Genomic DNA, 20,512 nt, shown 5'->3' with positions numbered 1-20,512 from the left:
CCCTTTTCCCGTTTTCAATTTGTGTATCCGTTATTGGGAGGAAGAGGACGACGTGGTAGAGGTAGATCCCGTCGTCACAGTATTACTAGTGCAGTTTACGTCTCCCTTGATGGAAACCATGGTGCCGGAAACCGATTGTGTATTAAAACAAGTCGTTCCGTTCTCGGTATAGCACATACTCGTAGAAGTGGCGGAAGTGCAATTGACTTCATCCGTCGTATAGCATTGCGTAAGAGCCAATCCTGCGCTCCCGCTTGAGACTTCGTTTCCGATCAGATCCAGAGAAACCGTTAAATACGACAAAGCTTGGGTGCCTGAAATCGTCGTATCTATCGGCACTCCCGATCCTCCCCAGGTAATTTTACCGTAATTCGCCACCATAGGTTTGGCGGTTAAACTCCCGGAATAAGCGAACCCTTGTTGGGAATCTATCTGTCCTTGGTTTTGGGAGGAGTCGTATAGGAACTTCAAATACACGTAATCTCCGGTGGTATAGAACAATCTGCTGACGATCGTAAATTGGGTCGTCGTCGTAGAGGTTGAGGAAGTCGAAGAGGAAGTAGTTGTCGTACTCGTACTTGTGGAACTGGAGGAATACGGTGTCGCCGTACCGCAATTCGCGGTTTTACTTTCGTCCAATGTTTCATGTATATTAAAAGATACGGAACCGTCTGCGGAAAGGATCGCCAGATCGGAATTTGTCGGATCCGTATTTTGACAGGAGAGCAATAAAAGCAAAAAACCGCCGGCTGCCGGTATGCCGTTAAAAAACTTAGTATACCTCGAAAAATAAAGGAAAGAAACCATTCTCCGAATCACTCCGATCTTCCTAAGAGCAAGACCGCTCTTTAAAATAAGATTTTACTTCTGTGACCGGAGAAAGAAGGAGCTAAGTTCCTTTACGGGAATAAATTTAGGATCCGGCGGGTTTATGGGACGGAACAAAACGCGCCAAAATGTCCCGAACCAATCGGTTCAATCTAGGCTTTCCTTGCGATTCCATCAAAACCCAATACGCATAATCGAGACTAAACATGTCCTTGATGTTTTTTCCGGCTTTGAACCATTGCTGTTCCACCCTTTTCTTGGCCTCTAAAGTCAGATTGGGGTTTTTACGAAATCCTTCCAGATAAGAATAATATTCGGAAGTCAAAGACCTGGAGATCGGATCTTTCCAACGATTCCCGTGAAGAATCCGCTCAGTCTCCCATCTGAATTCCCCGAACGCTTTTGCCAGAGTGAGGCTTGCGTTTTCGCTCAAAATCGAAGGCAGAAGAATCCTACCATAGATAGAATTCCCGTCGGATATTTCCTGCCAAAGTGCGCTTCGATTTCCCGAAAAAGGCAAAAGAATACAATCCGCATAAGATTCCTTAACGATATTTGGTATCCGAGGAGAGCTCTCCGCGGTCTGAGTCCGATTCTTTTTATAAAAAAGCCCAGGGTCGATTCTTTGGATTTTCTCTGCAAAATCGAAAATCTTATCGTAAAACAACAGATTTCCTTTGGTATCCCCGTAGAATAGATCTTCCGATAGAAACGGGTGAACCATGTCCGGGCTTAAGGAGATCGAAAAAAGGCCGCGAAAAAGGAGGTTCTCCAATTCCCAATCAAGAACGTCCGAGAGGTATTCCGCCTCTTTCAAACGGTCCGCTCCTTGCGATTCCGTTAACCGAACATTCTCCGTTTTTTGTTTTCTGTCGTAGAACTCGCCGAGATGGTTTCGGGAAGGATTCCGTTTCCCCGCTAAAATCAGAGCCAGCCAATCGGGCAGCGTATGAAGAGAGAGATTTGCTTCTATACGGCGAGGCTCCGATCTCGCGGATTTGAACAAGGAAAGGGAATTTTCCAATTCCAGGATTCTTTTCCGCGAAACCAATTTTTCATCCAAATAAAAGAAATGTAGGAATAGCCTGACGGGCTTCGGTACTTCCTCGCCCTTCGTTCTTGATTTTAAATAACAAACCTTATAGATATGAATGAAAATCCTTAGATCTTCTTGAGAAGCGGAACGCCGAGTTGTGCCGGGATGTTCCTTGAAGATTCGTATTGCATATTCTACTTCCGAACGGACACTCGAGTCGACGCTCGCGTAAGAAAGAATCTGATTCAGACTATCCGTATATTCGTCCGTTCCACCGGGAACTTCAGAATTTTGGAATATATTCGTTTTAGGACCTTCCGCCCATTCGGTCGATTTTTGAACGTCCAACTCCGGCACGCTTTCGATCTGAAGAGTCAGATTTCCCCCTTCTTGGGAGATAAAAATTGCATCGACTCGCAACCATCGTTTATTTTCGTCTAGATAGAATATGTGAACCTTCTCATATCTCTTTAACGAAAAGGGGTGAGTGCCTTTTTTGGAATAAACGCGAGCGTGAATCGATCGGCCGACCAATTCGGAATCTATCTGATCGATCCTCAATAGGATGGAAAAACGCTCCTCGGAATCCGCTTGCAATACTGCCGGAATAAAGTGAATCGATTGAGCCTGATGGTCCTGGATCGCATGGTCCAAAGAGCGCACGATCTGGACATCCTTCCAAGCGGGAAGATTTCCCTGGTCCGCTAAAAATTGGAGAAATTCCGGCAGAAAATATTTTCTGTACCAGGAAGGGTCCTCCGCGATGCCCTTCATACTAAGATATGGGATCTTGTCCAAAAACGAATGGATCAGCGAGACGTTTCTGGGGGAAAATTCGTGAACATTTAATTTCGCTAAAACTCTATCCCTATATTGCCTCTGGCTGACGTTGCGGTTCGCTAAATATTTTTGAATATAGTAAACGGCGATCACGAGGGCCAAGACAAACAGCCCCCCGTTTAATACCGGAATCCAAGAAAACTCGGGCCACTTTAAAATAGGAGAATCCAAATCTTGGGCCAAAAGAAACATGCGAAAGATTGAAAACCAATATAGGGTTTCGTCAAGACGAAACGGTAAACCGTCAGACCGACTCGGAGAAAAGTTACTTGTAAGTCGACGATTTTATCAGTTTCATCCTTGCCGCAAATTCGCGGGGAGATTCGAAATGAGGCGCATGCGCGCAACAGTCGAAGGATTCGAAAGTCTTATCTTTGGCATCCAATCCCGCAAAATATTTCAATAGGATCTCCTCGGGATTATAATAATCGAATTTGCCGGAGAAATAAAACGAAGGAATAGAAGCGGACGGCGCCTGTTTGAATAAGTTCATTTGAAAAAAGTAAGGCCTGATTCTGGAAGAGGAACGCCAGATTCCGGGAAGATACGTCAATATATTCCAGGTCGAATAATCCGGAGAGTCGTACATGATACCCCCCAAAAAACGATCCTCGTCCGCTCTGTGCTTTCCGTGAAACATTCCCAATCCGAAAAGGTTCAACCATTTTCGACGATCTTTCATATACTCATCAAAGGTCAAATCCTGCAACTCCGAAGAAACCTCGCGGCTCTCGGACGATTGCCTTTTCAAATATTCGAATGATCTCCGGACGCTTTGTTCTCCGTCGACCACCGGTCCCACTGCGATAAAAGCGTACAAATCCGAGGGAATACGATAAGAAGCGATCGCTCCGATATACCCGCCCCAGGAGTGACCCATCAGATATATTTTTCGAGCACCGAATCTTTTTTTTAAAAATCGAACGACTTCTATCGTATCCGATACGTAAGTCTCCGGAGTGACGTCGGGAAAGAAGAAGGAAAACGATTTTCCTGCACCTCGCTGGTCCCAGTTTACTACGACAAAATCCTTTTCCAGCTCTTCGTAAAAATATCTGGCAAAACCGATGGAGCCAGCTCCAGGACCTCCGTGAAGGATGAGAAGCACCGGCTTGTCCTTACTCGTTCCTCGCGCCAACAACCATTGGTCGACTCCTCCGATCTCTACCTTTTCCAAAAGGGAAAATCCCGCGTCGTCCTTTTCGCCTTGTTTGTCCGTTTCCGGATTCGATTTGGACGAACAAGCAAGGTTTGCCAAAAGAAGGATCAAAATGAAAAAGAAGGACCGACGACCGCTGTACAGAAGAAAGAATTTCAAGGAGAACCGCCGAAGGTAATAGGAACTGAATCCATATTTTCCTGTCAAGATTTTTGAAGATCTAAACCGGGAAAAACCCAGACATTCCGATCGAGACCGGAATTTATATTTAGACCGACTGAATTCGATTCCGGTAGTATATAATAATATTTATATACGTTTATTCCATAAATGAATTCCTAAAAATGTATTGACGAATATTAAAATATGCTTTATCAACGATCGGTGCCTTTGGTCGGAGCATTCCGGCGTCCCGCGAGAAATGAATCAAGAAACGATAAAACACTCCGAACTCACTTTCCAGGCAATGGTGGAATCCACGCCGAACGCGATATTACTCGTGAATAAGGAAGGAAAGGTAGTCTATCTGAACAACCAGAGTGAGAAACTCTTCGGATATACTAGGTTCGAATTGATCGGTAGACTTGTGGAGGAATTGATTCCGAAAAGGTTTCGAACGAATCATCCGAAGTATAGGGAAGGTTTCTTTGACTCCCCAAGCGTTCGAGCGATGGGAAGCGGGCGGGATCTGTTCGCATTAAGAAAGGACGGCTCCACTTTTCCGGTAGAGATCGGATTGAATCCAGTAGTGACTGCGGACGGCACGCTCGTACTAGCGTCGATTATCGATATTTCCGAAAGAAAAAAAGCCGAGGAGCGCTTCCGGTTGGTTGTGGAATCCGCTCCGAACGCGATGATTCTCGTGAACCAAAACGGAATTATCACTTTGGCGAACAATCAGACTGAAAAACTCTTCCGCTACGATCGAAGCGAGCTGGTCGGAAATAAATTGGAAATCCTGCTCCCCGAAAGATTCAGACAGAATCACCCGCAACATCGAAACTATTTCTTCGCGAACCCGAGTGCGAGAGCGATGGGTGCGGGTCGAGACCTTTATGCATTAAGAAAAGACGGTACGGAAGTCCAAGTTGAAATCGGTTTGAATCCTATCGATACCGTCGACGGCCTGATGGTAATCGCGTCCGTGATTGACATCACCGAGAGAAAGACGCAGGAAAAGATCGTTCTCAGGCAAAAAGAACTTGAGGTAAAAAACAAAGAACTGGAACAGTTCGCTTATCTCGCTTCGCACGATCTTCAGGAGCCGTTGAGAACGGTATCCAATTATATCCAAGTGATCGAGGAAGATTTCGGAGAAGAATTAAACGCAGAGGTCCGCAATTCTTTGAACACGATCAAAAGCGCCACGAACCGGATGAGCATCCTTGTCCGGGCGCTTCTCGATTTTTCCCGTTTAGGTAGGGGAAAGACCCTTTCTTATGCCGACTGCAATAAGGTTGTGTCTGATGTGGTTTCCGATTTGGAAAGTCTGATCAAATCGTCGGGAACAAAATTGACGATCGGGAAACTTCCCCGATTGAATTCGTATGAAACGGAACTTCGGCAACTTTTCCAAAATATGATCAGTAACGCGATTAAATTCAAAAAGGAAGGAATACCACCGGAGATCCGAATCGAATCGGAAAAGTTGGGGGAGCAATGGAAATTCTCGATCCAAGATAACGGCATCGGTATAGACCCTATGTTCCATGAACGGATTTTTCAGATCTTCCAGCGACTCCATCCGGAAGGCATGTACGAAGGGTATGGAATCGGTTTAGCAAATTGCAAGAAGATCGTAGAACTACATGGAGGAAGAATCTGGTTGGACTCCGAGAAGGACACTGGTAGCACGTTCCATTTCACTTTATCCGACTTGCCTATATGAATCGCTCAATCAACTGCATTATGCTGATCGATGACAACTCGAACGATAACTTCATACACGATCGAGTGATAAAAAAAAACGGCTTTGCGAATATCGTAGTCGCACTGACTTCGGCAATTGACGCTCTGAATTATCTGAAACAGCAAAAAGAAAAAGACTTAGTCCATCCGGACTTGATTTTTCTAGATATCAATATGCCCGGGATGAACGGCTGGGAATTTCTGACGGAGTACGATAAGCTGGACACCGATTTACAAGGAAAAATCGTCATCATCATGTTAACCACGTCGGACAATCCGGATGACCTAGAAAAAGCCAGAAACCTAAAGGCGCTTTCCGATTTCAAAACGAAACCATTGACGAAAGATATGTTATCCGAAATTACCGTGAAATATTTTCCGTTTTGAAAACTCGAATCATTCGTCGTTCGACTCTGCCAACAGATCTCCGAGTTTGTCTAAGCGTCTTTCCCAGAGCGCTCTTCTTTCAGTGATCCATTCCGCGGCAAGAGACAATCCGGCCGGTTCGATACTGCACGTCCTCGTCCTTCCCAGTTTTTCTGTACGGATCAAGCCGCTCTCTTCCAACAATTTCAAATGTTGGACCACTGCCGCGAGGGAAATTTTAAGGGGCTTGGCGAGACTGGAAGAAGACATCGGCCTTTTACTGACGATTTCCAAAATCGCTCTGCGTGTCGGATCCCCCAGAGCGTGAAAGATACGATCCACTTTATATTGCTTCGTCTTCAAATAACAAACTCCGTAATTTTCCCGATCGCAGGGACGCGAAAAGTTGCCGCTAAATCCTTCGTTAACATAAGTCGCCTACTCTTCAAAAAGTTAAGTATATACTTAACAATAATAAATAAGCGTCGTCAAGCGCAAAAAGCGAATTTTCATTCTTACTTGGGAGATAACGTTGAAAGCCCTGGCGCAAAGCAAACGAGGCCTTACGACGGGGCTTCCGGGAGAGAGTTTTATTGTTGAACCTTATGAATAAGGCCGATTTCTAAGAGCGATCGATGTTCAAGCTTTCTCAGCGGCGATTTTAATTCTAAAAACGTAAGAAGTCGCGAGAATCCCCAGCATCACGTACGGCATAATCACCTTTCCGATCTCGTCTCCGCTGAAATAATGGGAGATCCCTGCGGAAATAAAAGTAATACCGAATCCTGCATAAGCCCATTCCTTTACTCTCTCCGGAACTTGAGGAATCAGAATAGCGGCGACTCCCAAGATTTTGGCGATACTTAACTCCACTCTAAAATATCCCGGAAATCCCAAATGTTGGAAACCTTCGAATGCCAGAGGATTGGTAAGTCCTTGAAACGCGCTAAAAGCCATCATAAGGCTGACGATAATCGTGCTTGTCCAAAAAATGATTTTGTTCTTCTTCATTTCGACTCCTTTAATTCGCCATACCGTTTTAAGATATTTTCGTAAGTATAGCAGATGCCCAAAAGATATTACCGATCGGGGATGTCATCAAATATTTCGTGCCATAGCATCCCTAAAAACCGATTACAAAAAAGAAATTAATGAAAAGTGACTATTTTCCGCATCCTATGCGATCGGTATACCTTCGTCTAGCTGGTTTGGGAGGGTATTGTGAATTTATCCGACGTAATGGAAACCTTGCAAGATTCGTCGAATGGTACTGAGAGGATAAATAGGGAGGGAATTTCGTATGAAAAGATTCGTTTTGTTTTTTGCCGTCTGGGTTCTTTGGTTATATTCTTACAGAGGATATTCCACTATCGGCACGTTCAATTCATTGGAAGAATGCAAAGCTGCAACGAAAGCGGACGCCGCCGGTCTTATGAAATGGAGAACCGAATGCAAGGAAGTAAAATAGCGGTGAAAATGGAAGCCGCTATACTTAAAGAAAGAGCGGAAAAACGTAGTTCGATTTGAAGGCGGAACCGCAGTCCGCAAAGGCGGCAAACCGATAGTTTGCCGTTGCAGTTGATTCATTACAATAACTGCAACTAACGGGAGTACAGGGATCGCCCTGAACCAGCATTCTGCAAGTTGCGATCGCTCCCCGATCCAAGTAGCTGTAGTCGGCGCAGCCGGTTAAGGAAGAATTCCCCTGGCCGGAACTCCGGGAAGAACTGCTGGACGATTTGGTGGATTTGGAAGAACTGGAGGAATTTCCGGAGGAAGTAGGACACGGATCGGATATTAGCATAAACAAGTAACTGTTCATCCAGTTGTAACCGGATGTGCCGAACTGAGGACAACGTTGCTGCAAAGCGAGAAGATCGGTAGTCAGTAACTTCTTCGCATCTTCTCTGGCGATCTTATTCCCCTTGGTTTTGTCCATCTCATCCTGATAATATTCTCCGATGCAGCTTAGATTGCAAAGTACCGACAGAATAAAAATGCAGATCTTCAGATTATCGGATCCGCGTTCTTTGACTCCCGCCATAATGTCCTCGTAAATCAGAAATATCCGTAAACTACAAATAGCTCTTCCAAAACCGGAACCCGATTTCGGAACGATAAAAGGTTCGTTTACGTTGAAGGGGAAAACGGCCTTGTCAATTAATTTCCATTGGATCTCAAAAATATGCGTTCAGTTCTATCAGCAACGCATGCGGGTTAAAAGTTCCATCCTTCGGATTCGGGATTTGGTATCCGACGGAAATAAAGTACAATTCGTTGTAATGGTACGAAAATCCGCAGACTCCGACTCCGAGAGCATTTACACCCGTAATCAAATCGCACATCACCCTGAGTTTATCTCGAACGACTTCGACTTCTATTCCGTACATCATGCCTACCTTGCTAATGCTCGGTTCGTTTCCCGGAAAGATCCTTTGGTTATAATGCCCGTAAAACGCGGAGTTTCCAAAATAACCACCTAAGAAGAGAGTAGTTCTAAGCGATTTAATCTCGGTGGAAGTCATCACGAAATTCGAGTTCGCGAATGTGGATGAGGAGGGGGTTGGCCCGGAAGCGATCCCCGCTTTCGTACCTAAGCTGATATGAAAGTATTCCGCCGGTTCGAACTTCTTCTGATAAACGAATTGTAAGTTCGAATTCACGGCGGGATACGGGCCTAAAGAGGAGGTAAAATCCGATAGGGAATTTTTTTTGGGCGCTGTATCCACAAAATAATTATACGCACTGAGTCCGATCTCATGATTATTTCCCAAGCCGTGCATGTAGGTCGTATCGAATTGCATCTGACGCTGGTAAAAAATGATCTGCTCCTGGACGAAATTTTGACCTTTCTTTGTGATATTCATCGCCGGAACGTTAAAGAGGTCCTGTTGGGCGGACAAAAAGCCGCTCGGAACGCTTAAAAGTAGAAACGGGAAGGCGACGTTGAAAATAATTATATAAGATTTTTTAAACAAGTACATATCCTAATATCAAAGGAATTCATCTTTATAGATAAAACTCGTCTCGCAATCGATGCCGAATATCGGATCAGAACTCTTCCCGTTCTTATTCGAGGAAGAAGCGTCTAAACGAGCGCGCTGAATTCGTAGGTATTCAAACGATTAAAAAGGATGCTGGAGGAGGTCGAGAGAATTGATTCGATCCGATCCCGGAAGAATATAAAAGTATAATAAAAGTATCACGAGCAAAACCGAAAGCCTGAGCAAAAGGAATCTGAAACTCCGAATCCCTCTTTCTCGCTTTTTCTTTTGAATGAACTCCTTCGTTTTGATCCAGGTGAGCGATCAACCCTAAAGCAAAATAGGGGCGCATCTTCTGGAATGGGACGTGAAGGTTGACTCTCGTATTCAGTAATAGTTCGGACTGTTCTATCCGTTCCTGGATTTCCCCAGAAGATCCGGAAAAGAAAATAATAATAACGAGTATGAAACGAAACAGTCTGTCCATCACATGTGTTTGCCCGGTAAAAGTATTGCGCAAACTCTCTCCGGGTTAATGTAAATCTCCCAGATTAATTGTCATTTCTATTTTTATAGATCGGTTTACGCGGGAATTACACCGACCATCCCTCGCAACCATCAACGTCCCTTTCCTTCCACATTCTTAGCCAATCTACGTCTGTATTCGAACGGAGTATATCCCGTATGTCTCTTAAAAAGAGCGCGAAAGAAGCCTAGATTTTCATAACCGACGGCATAGCAGACTTCCTCGACCGAATCGCCCGATTCCGAAAGACGTTTCCGCGCCCATTCTATCCTTAATCGTTGTTGATAAACGGAGGGTGCATCTCCCGTCGCAGATTTAAAACGCCGCTTGAACGTCCGCGGGTTCAAGCCGATCCTATGTGCCAAAGCTTCCATGGAAACGGAAGTCGCAAACTCCTTTTCCAGAATGGATTGAGCCGCCGCGATAGATTCGTCCTTGTGATGTTTCTGAGAGCTAAAAGCCATAAAAGGAGTTTGAGAAATACGTTCCGTATCCAGCAAAAAATGCCGTGCACAGGAAACTGCGACCTCTCTGTTAAACGACTGCTCGATTAAATGAAGTGCGAGATCGTAAAATGCGTTACTTCCCCCCGAAGTCAAAAATTGTCCGGTATCTATGACCAAACGGTCTACGTTCAAATTCACACCGGGAAACATCCTCCGGAAAACCGGGGCAAAAAGCCAATGGGTGGTCGCCGCCCTGCCGTCCAGCAATCCGGCGGAAGCAAGAAGAAAGGCTCCGGAACAAACACTCGCAATCCGAATCTCCTTACGCGCCACGTCCTTTAACCACTCGATCTCCATCCCGAATCTATTCGCGACGTTCGTAACTTCAGGACCGATTGCCGGCACGATCACTACGTCGCAAGGCTCCGTCAGCCTTCCTACCGAATCCGGTTCGATGGTCACTCTTCCGTGGAGCCTCACCGTAGACGAATCTACCGCGGCAGTAAATACGTTGCACCGTCTTCGGGACCGCCTGTATCTCAAATCTATCCCTGCGATTTCGAAAAATTCGAAAAGCCCGGTAATCACCGAAGCGGGGGAATCCCGTAAAAGCAGAATGGCCACATTCATGCCTTCCGTTCTGCTACGGAAATTGGCCAATTACAATCTTTTTACCGTATTAGGACAGATTAAATTTGGCCTATTCGCACTGAAAAATGGCATTTTACGAACTGGACCTTCGGGGAAACTTGTGATACGTTAATCTATCCTTAATTTTCGGAGTTTATAAAATGATCCTCGCAGCTAGAATTTTGGCGGGTTTAGTCGGCCTACTTCACGTCTGGATCTTCATCATGGAGAGCGTCCTATGGATGAAACCTGCAATCTTTAAGAGGTTCGGAGTTTCGGATTCGAAACAAGCTGAAGCGATGCGCAACGTGTTTCTGAACCAAGGCTTTTACAATCTTTTTCTGGCAATAGGAGCCCTTTACGGGGCGATCTTTTTCGAGGCAAACGCGATGTATGCGCCGGCGATCATGATCTTCTCCTGCCTCAGCGTATTCGGCGCAGGAACGGTTCTATTTTTTTCCGCTGGAAAGAAAATGGCGAGGGCCGCATTCATACAAGGCTTTCCTCCGTTCGTCGCGTTAATCCTCCTCTTTTCGAAAATGTTCGCTTAATATTTCCGCACTGCTAGGGTGTTAGAATCACCCTAGCTTTCGTCCGTATTCCTTCGGGGAATATCCTTTTATCTAATGACCCTCTTGTCGCATTCGAAGCGACAAACGAAATCTTCAGTAGACCGATTTTTATGTTATTTTTGCCACTTCGGTAAAAATACTGTTTCCTTTTTACGTCTCAAAAACCCAAACCCTCGATTTTTGTTGAAGAGTTATCGGATAAAATGTTGATCTAAATGATATAGATTCTAAGTTCTTACTCTTCGAATGACCGCTCCAAATACGAAACGTATTCTTTTAGATTTAGACGTCCATTATTCGCAAGACATTAAAGAATAAGCGAAGTAAATTAAATCGGATGCTAGAGGAAAAATAGCCATGTACCCGGAAAAGAATTTATTGGATATTCTCTGGGTCATCGTGTGTTCAGGGATCGTACTCCTCATGCAGGCCGGTTTCCTCGTCCTCGAATCCGGATTAACCCGCGCCAAAAATTCGATTAACGTAGCGATCAAAAACGTCGCCGATTTCGGGATCGCGACGCTTTTATTTTATTGCTTCGGATTCGGGCTAATGTTCGGCCATTCTTTCGAAGGACTCTGGGGGACGACAATGTTCTTCCCTATCTTTTCGAAAGAAGAAGCGTGGCCTGCCGCATTTTTCCTCTTTCAACTGGTTTTTTGCGGTACTTCCGCGACGATCGTTTCGGGTGCGGTCGCCGAAAGGTTGAAATTCCAATCGTATCTACTCGTGACCCTCCTGGTCTCCGGATTTATTTATCCGGTTGCAGGCCATTGGAGCTGGGGGGGAAATCTATCCCTCGAACCGGTAGGTTGGCTCAAAAGATTAGGTTTTCATGATTTTGCCGGATCTACAATAGTGCACAGCGTCGGTGGATGGGTTTCTCTCGCTTTGTTATTGGTTTTAGGTTCCAGAAAAGGAAGGTTCGACATAGGAATCGCGAAACGGATCAACGGGAGCAACCTTCCCGTAGCCATGTTCGGAGGAATTCTTTTATGGTTTGGATGGCTGGGATTTAACGGAGGAAGCACCCTCGGATTCAACTCAAAAGTACCGGGAATCATAGTAAATACCGTGATGGCGTCTGGAATATCCATGCTTACCGCAATGATCGTTTCCTGGTTCGCAAAAGGAGTTCCACAGCCCTCCTCTCTTTTAAACGGTTCCTTGATCGGGGCGGTTGCGATTACGGCAGGTGCTGATCTGTTTTCAGTAGTCGAGGCCGGCGTCATTGGATTCTTGGCCGGAATGCTTCTTCTTCCTTCGGAAGAATTATTAGAAAAATTTAAAATTGATGACGCTGTCGGTGCAATACCGGTCCATTTGGTCGGAGGGATATGGGGAAGCCTTTCCGTTGGTATACTTGCCGATTACTCCTTGCTAGGGTTCGGCGATAGAATTTCCTTATTGAAAGTCCAACTGCTCGGGATTTTATCCGTAGGGATCTTCGTATTTGTCACCTCATATCTCGTATTTCTCATATTGAACAGAATCCCGTTTTTCGGCCCGCTACGTGTCGGCTCCAAAGAAGAGGAGGAAGGACTTAATCTTTCCGAGCATAACGCGAGAACGGACCTAGTGGACCTTTTACGTATTATGGAACACCAGCATCGCACCGGAGATCTTTGCGACGTCTACGAGGAGCCCTTTACTGAAGTCGGACAGATCGCCAAACGCTATAACTTGGTTCTAAAAAGAATACGTGAGACCTTGAACGAAAACGAAAATGCGAGAAAGGAGATCGCCTATGCTTTAGAAACTTTACAGAAAACCCAGGACAAACTCATTCTTTCCGAAAAAATGGCCTCTCTTGGACAATTGGTTTCGGGGATAGCTCACGAAATCAACAATCCCTTAGGCGCGATCTCAGCTCTGAGCGGAGAGCTGACGGACTACTTCAAACAAACTTCGAATCGTCTATCTAACTACATAAATATGTTCTCTTCCGCGAATGTTTCCCGGATCGACTCCATTCTCGGCATGATAGAGGCCGGAACTACAGGCAAAATCAGAATCCTAACAAGGTCGGAAAGGAAAATCTCTTTAAATCAAGCGGAAGCCATCTTAAAAAAAGTCGAATTCCACGATCCTCTATCCACGGCCTCGCAAGTGATCGACATAGGTTTTCTTTCCGTTCTTGAAAAAAATGAAGAATTCTTTGCGGACAAAAGCAACCATCCGATTCTCGAATTCATTCTGTCCGAAGTTCAATCGATCCGAAACCTAGAATCGATTCGGCTTGCCGTGGAAAGGACTTCCAAAATCACTTATGCCTTAAAAAACTATTCCCACATCGAAGCGATTTCCAATAAGATTCCGTCCGACATCGTCGGAACTCTAGAAACAGTTTTAATTATTTATAATAATAAAATCATAAATGGCGTCGACTTGAAGCTGGAATTCGACTCTAGACCGATCATCCTAGCCTTTCCCGATGATCTCATGCAGGTCTGGACGAATCTGATCTACAACTCTCTGCAAGCGATAGAATTTAAAGGCAAAATCACGATTTCCGTCAAAGAATTCGATCAGAACGTATGCATAGAAGTGACGGATAACGGACCGGGAATCCCTAAGGAAATGAGATCCAGAATTTTCGAACCTTTCTTTACCACCAAACCTCGCGGGGAAGGCTCCGGTCTTGGCTTAGATATCTGCAGAAGAATCGTGGAGAAACACGGGGGCAGAGTCGATTTAGAATCAGAACCGGGAAAAACTACTTTTTACGTTTTCTTACCTAAGATCTGAGCGATCTTATAAAAACCGTTCCCACTCTTTCTCAACGAATCGTTCGCGATTCCTCCTCATTACATTCTCAAAGAATCATTCAATTTCATAATATTCCTTTCTTTTTCAAAAGAAGTGGGCAGCATTACGAAAGAATATAAGCAAATTTCATACCAATTTTAAATTTTTATTCAAATATAGACAACCAAGCCAACTAAAATCGATTTTTAACTAAAAATAGAGCAAGCTGCCCATAGAGAAAAGATTCGAGAAGAATAAAAACGCTAAAATCTAGACCAAATACTCTAGTATTAGTCTAGATACTAAACAAATCTTAAAAATCCAGCCAATATGTTAGGCAGCCATAGTCTTCAAAAAGGCTATAAAACCCCGATACTCACAAAGATAATCATTTTTACATAATTGATAGCGATTGGCATGATTTTTGCTAATAAAATTTTGTATAGGAATCGCTGCATATGAAACATAGGAAATCTAAAAAACAATCCCGAGCGGAAAAACTCGGTGAGCATAATCACTTCGAAAGCTTACGAAAACAATATCCCTACGGCTTGCCTGTCGGATTGTTTTCTATCTGTCTATTTCTTTCATTCGGAGCCGTATATCCGCAATCCGCCGATCTACCTCCCCCGTCCACTAAAGAGGGATCGACGGAATCGTTATCGCCGAAGCCGCAAGAGCCTCTTCCTTCGACTTCCCCGAAAACGGAATCCGGGGATCCAAAGCCGGATCCGAAGAAAAAGCCTGAGGAAAATAAATACGCAAGCTCATGGAAAGGTGACATCCCCATCGATTATCTGAGGACTCTTTTAGTTTCACCGGAACAGATGAAGGACACGCAAAAATCGAATCTGTTCTGGTTGGATAATCTAAAAATCGGCTTTTCCGTTCGTCCAAGATACGAATCCAGAGAGCATTCCAACTTCAGCAAACGGATGGACGATTATTCCTCTTTTGTCGGTCAAAATACGCAATTGTGGTTTCTTCTCGATCCGTCCCCCTATTTCGCGATCAAGGTCACCATTCAAGATACGAGATTATGGGGAGGAAGCCAAGGCGCGCAAAACGCGGGAAACTGGTCATACGCTTTAACTACCGGAAGCGGAACGACATTGACTCCGGGAACTACGACGAATACGAATTTAAGAAATCCCACGGACATTCGGGAGGCCTTTATAACTTTAAAGAAAAGTGATAAACTACCGGTATCCGTAATGATCGGAAGGCAAGTATTCGCATTCGGAGATCTCAAAATGGTCGGCCCCCTTAACTGGTTGAATACCGGATTCTCTTTCGACGGAATCAGATTCGTTCACGATTCCAAGTGGTTTAGAAGTCACGTATTCGGCACTATTCTTTCAAACCAATACGATGCTCCCTACGGATTGACTACCAGCAACGGAAAGGCGAAAGGAAGTATCGACGAAGCCTATTTTATGGGAATGTATAATACGATCAAGGGGAACGGTCTTTTCGATCTAGATCTATATACTTTTGATATCTCCAAAAAATGGATAGCGAATCCGAATCCTCCCATAGATATGAACGATAACCGATCTAAACAAAGGGACGATCTGATCACTGCAGGGTTTCGCTTAACGAATCGAACGAATTCGAACACTCTTCCTGCGGGAAAGATTTGGGACTGGACGATCGAATCCGCTTGGCAAACGGGCTATACGGGTGATCGAGTCAAGGCGGATTGGGATATTCTGAATATTCAGGCTCCTTCTGGAAAAAATTTCTATACCCAACGAGTTCAATACGATACGAGATTTCTATCCATCGATACGGGCGTGAAAATTTTAGACAATGTCCGCTTAGGAGGAGGGTATACTTTTGCCTCGGGAGATCCGAATCGTTCCGATGCTAAAGTAGGAACCTGGCAGACTTTATTTCCACAAGTGGCTGGCTCTTTTCCGAACTGGAATGTTATGAACGGTCAATCTTTACTTGTCGGGTTCGCAAATATCCGGACCTACTCCGCCCGTTTGAATATCAAAACGGAAAATTATGGAACTTTGATATTCACGATTTACGATACTTACAAAGCAACTCCGCAAGATGCTTGGTATAAAGTTTCCGGAGTACCGAACACTGGCGCAAGCACTGAAAATTATTCCGATAACAAATTCACTGTCGACAATGGGCGTTTGGGAAAACATCTGATGTACCAGTATGACTTTACGTGGATTTACAATTATTCGGAATACGTTTCCATCTGGTCCGGTTTTTCCTTGGCAAGAGCGGAAGACGCGATCCGGAATGCGAGAAACAATCCGTATGCGGCAAATCCGCTGGATAGAAATAGTTTCACGCCAAATTCCAAATTCTTCTACTTAATGGTTTCAGTATCGATGTAAGAAAAGAGGAATTTGCGGGGATAGACACCGCATGAACGACGACGCGGAAGGAACGGTGTTCACAAAAGTGGGTCCGTAAAACTTCCGCATTGTTTATGCGCACAGGTTAAGTCAGGGAGAGTCCAACTTTTTCTTTACGATTGCGATCAACATCCCGAACTCCTCTTTGCTCATTTGATTCTGAGGTCCCAAAGGCGAATTCTGGATTTCACTATGATTGTGGTTATAAGAAATACCTTCTTTTTGCGAATCTGCCGGAGTAATGTATATGGTCTTATTGCCCCGAGTGACAGAAAGGTAATCCTGCTCGTTGGTCCGTTTGGACTTGTCGGTTTTGTTTTCCAGCTCTATTTTGCCCTCGCAATGGCAGGTAAAAATCATGTCCTCATAAACGGTGGTGTAAAATTTCGTTCCCCTAACTCCTGCGGTCGTGGAAGGAGTTTGTAAAGTGATCCCCTCGCCTTTCAACAGTTTGTTCGAAACAATCCAAGAAGCCCCCGACTCCTGGAAAAAAGTTTTATCGTTCGCAATTTCGTTGAAGTGGAATTTGGAATTCGACTGAATTTCCAGCACGGTTGAATTTTCCCCGAATACGACGGTGGCAATGGATTTATCTCCGGTTACGATCACGTCCCCACCGATAATCTCTTGGTTCACTTCCGGTTTTATCGATTTTCCATCCCGTTGGATGTGCACGGTTCCCGAAACGAAGCCGACGAACCCCTTCTTATTGCTCGTTTCTTTCTTACAGTCGAAGCAAAAAAAACCCAAAAATAGAACGGTCGTTATTATTTGAATCCGAGTCATAGATCTTCCCTCTCGCGCATTTATGCGAGGAACCTTAGGGTAAGCATACTTTCAAACGGATCAATTCTATTATTTTCCGTTTCGGTCGTTTTCACCACTTCTAACAAGATTTTGCGAAATCAAAAAATTCGAAGCCAAACCAAATTTTAAGCTCGTTTTCGGGAATTCTTAACGTATTTTCTATAATCTTCCAAAAAGGCGGAGGCATTTTCCCAAGAATCCGTGATCTTAACATACCTATCACGCTCAGCGATCCAGATGGTATCTTTAATTCGAACGCTCAACTCCGGAAATTCTTTAGAATAAAAATGGCCTTCTTCTCCTTCCTTTTCCTGAAGACCAAACTCTCCCAAAAATTTTTCTCTCCTGCTCGCCCTTATGTATTCGCTTCGATTCTTTACGGTATAGGAAGTGATCAACATTCTATCCTCCTTTTTTGTGTGAATAATTCCGGTTTATCTCCTCAAGAATTTCCCGGTTCGACCTCTTTTTAAATGAGGTAAATCTTCCGCTCGCCGCGAGAAAGATCGCGGTTAGAACCAACGATATTACAAGCGAGGTAAGCATATTCATTCCTTCTCATCTCGGCCGAACCGGAACCAGTAACTCTGAAGAAAAACAGAGACAGAATATCCGCAGGAGAATAAAACGTGTCAATAAAATTAAATTCCGGAACAAAAATGGATCGAGCTCATTATTAATTTATTTAGAATATTATAGAAATGGAATTTTGCTACTTTGAAGCGCTAATACAAATATGTCTCATTTTAGAAAAACGAACTCCGTTCATCGTTGAATTTATGGAAGAAATGATCTTTTTCCAAACGAGCGATGATTCAATGTGTCCCGCAGTTGCCGGCGGATCCGAAATCTAAGCCGAGGAAAATTCGCAATTAAGCGGAATATAAGCTTAAACAGAATTTTGCATCAATTCCTCTAAGCCATCCACGGGAAATTGAACGACAATGAAGGCTTGTAACTTCAGAAAGAACAGAAGGATCTCTTAATCTTCATCTCCTTTCCGGCAAACCTGATTTCGAATACAAGAGGCATGTATCAAAGAAAGGACCAGAGAAAATACACAGGCGGAAAAGATAATTTATTAAATTTTTATAATGATAAATTCCTAGGCGCAATTGCGCATAAAAGAGAGAAATCTTCTTCCGATCGAACTGTAACATTCCGATCGGAAGAAAGCATCTATCTCGAAACCATATTCGATAAAGCCGCTCCCTCAAGTAGACAGTCTTTCATGCGTATATCGACTGCCGTTTTCGACTTTAACTATATGGGCTCTATTCTCAGTTATAGTCGATGCTCAAATCGTTTGGAGCGGGGCGCCCCTGTCCTTTTTCCATGAGGTCCTTTAAGCTCAGTAGAAAAGTGGCCCATTTCATCGAACAATGCGCGAGAAAATCCGTGCTATCCTTCCAGTCGGAATGTCTAAAATGAAGTAATGTTTGGATGTTGTCCGTCCAAATCCGAAAAGTGATCTCGGTACCGGCCCACTCCCCCATTCCTCCTTCCTGTGTCGCTTTCCAGCGCACCAATTTTCCCTGCTCCAACGTCCGGACTTCGAATTTCTGGCAAAAATTTCCGAACCAAAATTCAAGAATGCCGCCCACATTCGTTCCGTTACCGCGCGTGTCCGAGGTCCACCATTGTGCGAGTTTTTTAGGATCCGTCAAAGTTTCATACAACTTCTCTGGAGCCACTTTGAGTCCTATCTTATGATTGATTTCATAGCTCATATCATTCTTCCTCTTCGGCCCCACAGAGTCTCAAAAGAGTTAGTGTAGACCTACCGTAAGTATATACTAACCTAACTGGTTTTGTCAACCACCAAAATCAATTAGGTTAGTGCGTTATAAAAGAGAATTTGGTCTTGACGCAAAATTACAGGTAAGTATATAATTACCTTAGTTTATGGCCAACGGAGCGGCTGCTATACAAGCATTAGGAGACCCGACTCGGAGGGAAATTTTCGAGCGTATTTCGAAATGTCCTCTTGCGGTCGTGGAAATCGCGGAGAACCTTCCCATTTCCCGGCCCGCAGTATCCCAACACCTCAAGGTGCTAAAGGACGTAGGATTGGTGCGTGTGCGCAGAAACGGCACCCGTCATCTTTACTATGCGGATCCGAAAGGCGTGGAAATCATGAGGAAATATCTGGATCGACTTTGGGAAAGAGCTCTCACTTCCTTAAAGACTTTTTCCGAGGGAGGAGAGGGTCACTAGACTCGGGCGAGAATCGGAAACTCTTTTTCATCTAGTTCCAAATTTCAATTCTATCTGCTAACCGAAGTCATTGGGTTTGTATAAAAACACTGCGCTTCAAGCTACCTCGAATTCTTTTTTAAGTCGCGTTTCATCAACTTAGATAACTTTTAGGTGATTCTTACTCTCCTCGACTGGAATGAAGATTCTTTAGCTCAAAATTGCTAATTATAATTTTGAACTGGTCCATAAAAATTTCCTTTGAATTGATAAATATACAAAAAAGTTTTGGGCACTTGGATTATTCCAGGATTAATTTTAAATCATTTGGTGCAAAGTTAATCATTTTTTTCGAAATATATCTCACTCTTTGATTGCGCATATCTTGGCAAATTTCGGAGAACTTTTTAGAACGATAATATGTGCTGATGATTCCGTTGACCAGTCCTGCGACCGCTCCGTTTGTTAACTGCAGTCGGATCGCGTTCCCGCCCACTTCTCCTTTGGCCGCGCCCCTCGCATTTTCCTTTATTCTAATACCTTCATGTTTCTATCCTCGGGTCAGGCTCTCACCTTCGGTCAAGTTATTGCGCTCCTTTCAAATTCCACAATTTCCTTCGCCCCCAATAACTTGACCACGGTTCGATCCTTCGCGGTGTTGTACGTGAGAATCCCAGCTTTGGCTTCATAGCTCATCGCAGTTAGAATTAGCAAAGTTGTGAATTCTAATATTCTCATAATTCCTTGATCAGATTTACTCTTTACCCCTTTTTACGAAGAAACCCGGCCAAAGCCGGGTTTTGGTAAGATTTCTTATCCTTTTCTTCCTCTACATCCTCGCCTTAATCAGCCTGAAAATCGCCCAACTCTCGTCGTCTCCGGAAAGCTGCTCCGCCCTTTCCTTAGCCAACCGAAAAGACAACTTCTTTAAAGCGTGAGGGTCTGCACCAGCATCTAGTAGAAGTTTTACTGACTCTTTACTGCCGTCCATTGCTGCAAATTCCAGATGTGGTGAGATAGTATTCACCTGACAGTCATCGAAAAACCGGTGGCCCCAGTTTCTTCTGAAAGAGAAAATGATT

19 protein-coding genes are annotated in these 20,512 nt (G+C 44.2%); 7 read left to right on the top strand and 12 right to left on the bottom strand.

Annotated elements, in window-relative coordinates:
• Positions 1 to 30 precede the first annotated feature (30 nt).
• The 3 genes from EHO60_RS09965 to EHO60_RS09955 form a co-directional block, all read right to left on the bottom strand.
• Positions 31 to 807, bottom strand: coding sequence for an LIC10920 family plasminogen-binding lipoprotein (locus EHO60_RS09965; protein ID WP_246028251.1), 777 nt, complete (start codon positions 805 to 807; stop codon positions 31 to 33).
• A 106-nt stretch (positions 808 to 913) separates the two neighbouring features.
• Positions 914 to 2,896 carry a hypothetical protein gene (locus EHO60_RS09960; RefSeq protein ID WP_135768055.1) on the bottom strand — a complete coding sequence of 661 codons (1,983 nt, stop codon included), beginning with the start codon at positions 2,894 to 2,896 and terminating at the stop codon, positions 914 to 916.
• A gap of 73 nt (positions 2,897 to 2,969) precedes the next feature.
• Positions 2,970 to 4,022 carry an alpha/beta fold hydrolase gene (locus EHO60_RS09955; protein ID WP_246028250.1) on the bottom strand — a complete coding sequence of 351 codons (1,053 nt, stop codon included), beginning with the start codon at positions 4,020 to 4,022 and terminating at the stop codon, positions 2,970 to 2,972.
• Positions 4,023 to 4,284: 262 nt separating this feature from the next.
• Here EHO60_RS09955 and EHO60_RS09950 point away from each other — a divergent pair, with 262 nt between their 5' ends.
• The gene (locus tag EHO60_RS09950; protein ID WP_135768053.1) at positions 4,285 to 5,751 is read left to right on the top strand and encodes a PAS domain-containing sensor histidine kinase; all 1,467 of its coding nucleotides are present in this window, start codon (positions 4,285 to 4,287) and stop codon (positions 5,749 to 5,751) included.
• Positions 5,748 to 6,158, top strand: coding sequence for a response regulator (locus EHO60_RS09945; protein WP_135768052.1), 411 nt, complete (start codon positions 5,748 to 5,750; stop codon positions 6,156 to 6,158). Before EHO60_RS09950 ends, EHO60_RS09945 begins: the two co-directional genes overlap by 4 nt.
• Before the next feature lie 9 nt (positions 6,159 to 6,167).
• Here the strand turns inward: EHO60_RS09945 and EHO60_RS09940 are convergent, their stop codons facing one another.
• Together EHO60_RS09940 and EHO60_RS09935 are read right to left on the bottom strand one after the other, a co-directional pair.
• Positions 6,168 to 6,500, bottom strand: coding sequence for an ArsR/SmtB family transcription factor (locus EHO60_RS09940; RefSeq protein ID WP_135768051.1), 333 nt, complete (start codon positions 6,498 to 6,500; stop codon positions 6,168 to 6,170).
• Positions 6,501 to 6,776: 276 nt separating this feature from the next.
• Positions 6,777 to 7,148: a DoxX family protein gene (locus EHO60_RS09935; protein WP_135768050.1), complete on the bottom strand. Its 372-nt coding sequence runs from the start codon at positions 7,146 to 7,148 to the stop codon at positions 6,777 to 6,779.
• 289 nt (positions 7,149 to 7,437) lie between these two features.
• Here EHO60_RS09935 and EHO60_RS17145 point away from each other — a divergent pair, with 289 nt between their 5' ends.
• Positions 7,438 to 7,605, top strand: a complete 168-nt coding sequence (locus EHO60_RS17145; protein ID WP_167880199.1) for a hypothetical protein — start codon at positions 7,438 to 7,440, stop codon at positions 7,603 to 7,605.
• Between the two features lie 24 nt (positions 7,606 to 7,629).
• Here the strand turns inward: EHO60_RS17145 and EHO60_RS09930 are convergent, their stop codons facing one another.
• From EHO60_RS09930 to EHO60_RS09920, 3 genes are all read right to left on the bottom strand, one after another.
• Positions 7,630 to 8,181 (bottom strand): hypothetical protein, encoded by a 552-nt coding sequence (locus EHO60_RS09930; RefSeq protein ID WP_135768049.1) that lies wholly within the window; start codon positions 8,179 to 8,181, stop codon positions 7,630 to 7,632.
• Between the two features lie 133 nt (positions 8,182 to 8,314).
• A complete protein-coding gene (locus tag EHO60_RS09925; RefSeq protein WP_135768048.1) occupies positions 8,315 to 9,121 on the bottom strand; it encodes a hypothetical protein in 807 nt (268 codons plus the stop codon).
• Between the two features lie 618 nt (positions 9,122 to 9,739).
• Positions 9,740 to 10,723 (bottom strand): GlxA family transcriptional regulator, encoded by a 984-nt coding sequence (locus tag EHO60_RS09920; RefSeq protein ID WP_135768047.1) that lies wholly within the window; start codon positions 10,721 to 10,723, stop codon positions 9,740 to 9,742.
• A 161-nt stretch (positions 10,724 to 10,884) separates the two neighbouring features.
• On the opposite strand from EHO60_RS09920, the gene EHO60_RS09915 reads away from it, so the two are divergent.
• From EHO60_RS09915 to EHO60_RS09905, 3 genes are all read left to right on the top strand, one after another.
• Positions 10,885 to 11,274, top strand: coding sequence for a DUF1304 domain-containing protein (locus tag EHO60_RS09915; protein ID WP_135768046.1), 390 nt, complete (start codon positions 10,885 to 10,887; stop codon positions 11,272 to 11,274).
• A 378-nt stretch (positions 11,275 to 11,652) separates the two neighbouring features.
• Positions 11,653 to 14,043 (top strand): ammonium transporter, encoded by a 2,391-nt coding sequence (amt, locus tag EHO60_RS09910; protein WP_135768045.1) that lies wholly within the window; start codon positions 11,653 to 11,655, stop codon positions 14,041 to 14,043.
• A gap of 827 nt (positions 14,044 to 14,870) precedes the next feature.
• Positions 14,871 to 16,406 (top strand): alginate export family protein, encoded by a 1,536-nt coding sequence (locus EHO60_RS09905; protein WP_246028248.1) that lies wholly within the window; start codon positions 14,871 to 14,873, stop codon positions 16,404 to 16,406.
• A 111-nt stretch (positions 16,407 to 16,517) separates the two neighbouring features.
• Here EHO60_RS09905 and EHO60_RS09900 read toward each other — a convergent pair whose 3' ends face one another.
• The 3 genes from EHO60_RS09900 to EHO60_RS09890 all read right to left on the bottom strand — a co-directional run bounded on the left by EHO60_RS09900 (position 16,518) and on the right by EHO60_RS09890 (position 18,964).
• On the bottom strand, positions 16,518 to 17,213 hold the full coding sequence (locus tag EHO60_RS09900) for a FecR family protein (protein WP_135768044.1): 696 nt from the start codon (positions 17,211 to 17,213) through the stop codon (positions 16,518 to 16,520).
• A 146-nt stretch (positions 17,214 to 17,359) separates the two neighbouring features.
• Entirely contained in the window at positions 17,360 to 17,635 is a 276-nt protein-coding gene (locus EHO60_RS09895) for a hypothetical protein (RefSeq protein WP_135768043.1), read from the bottom strand.
• 879 nt (positions 17,636 to 18,514) lie between these two features.
• Positions 18,515 to 18,964 carry an SRPBCC family protein gene (locus EHO60_RS09890; protein WP_135768042.1) on the bottom strand — a complete coding sequence of 150 codons (450 nt, stop codon included), beginning with the start codon at positions 18,962 to 18,964 and terminating at the stop codon, positions 18,515 to 18,517.
• Between the two features lie 175 nt (positions 18,965 to 19,139).
• Here EHO60_RS09890 and EHO60_RS09885 point away from each other — a divergent pair, with 175 nt between their 5' ends.
• The gene (locus EHO60_RS09885; protein ID WP_135768041.1) at positions 19,140 to 19,451 is read left to right on the top strand and encodes an ArsR/SmtB family transcription factor; all 312 of its coding nucleotides are present in this window, start codon (positions 19,140 to 19,142) and stop codon (positions 19,449 to 19,451) included.
• A gap of 808 nt (positions 19,452 to 20,259) precedes the next feature.
• On the opposite strand, the gene EHO60_RS17210 is transcribed toward EHO60_RS09885, so the two are convergent.
• A partial coding sequence (locus tag EHO60_RS17210) for an ankyrin repeat domain-containing protein (RefSeq protein WP_210409352.1) occupies positions 20,260 to 20,512 on the bottom strand: 253 nt, incomplete at its 5' end.

The organism is Leptospira fletcheri (genome assembly GCF_004769195.1).
Classification (GTDB): Bacteria; Spirochaetota; Leptospiria; order Leptospirales; family Leptospiraceae; genus Leptospira_B; species Leptospira_B fletcheri.
Note: the sequence above shows the minus strand (reverse complement) of the source record. Positions and strands in the feature narration are given on the sequence as shown.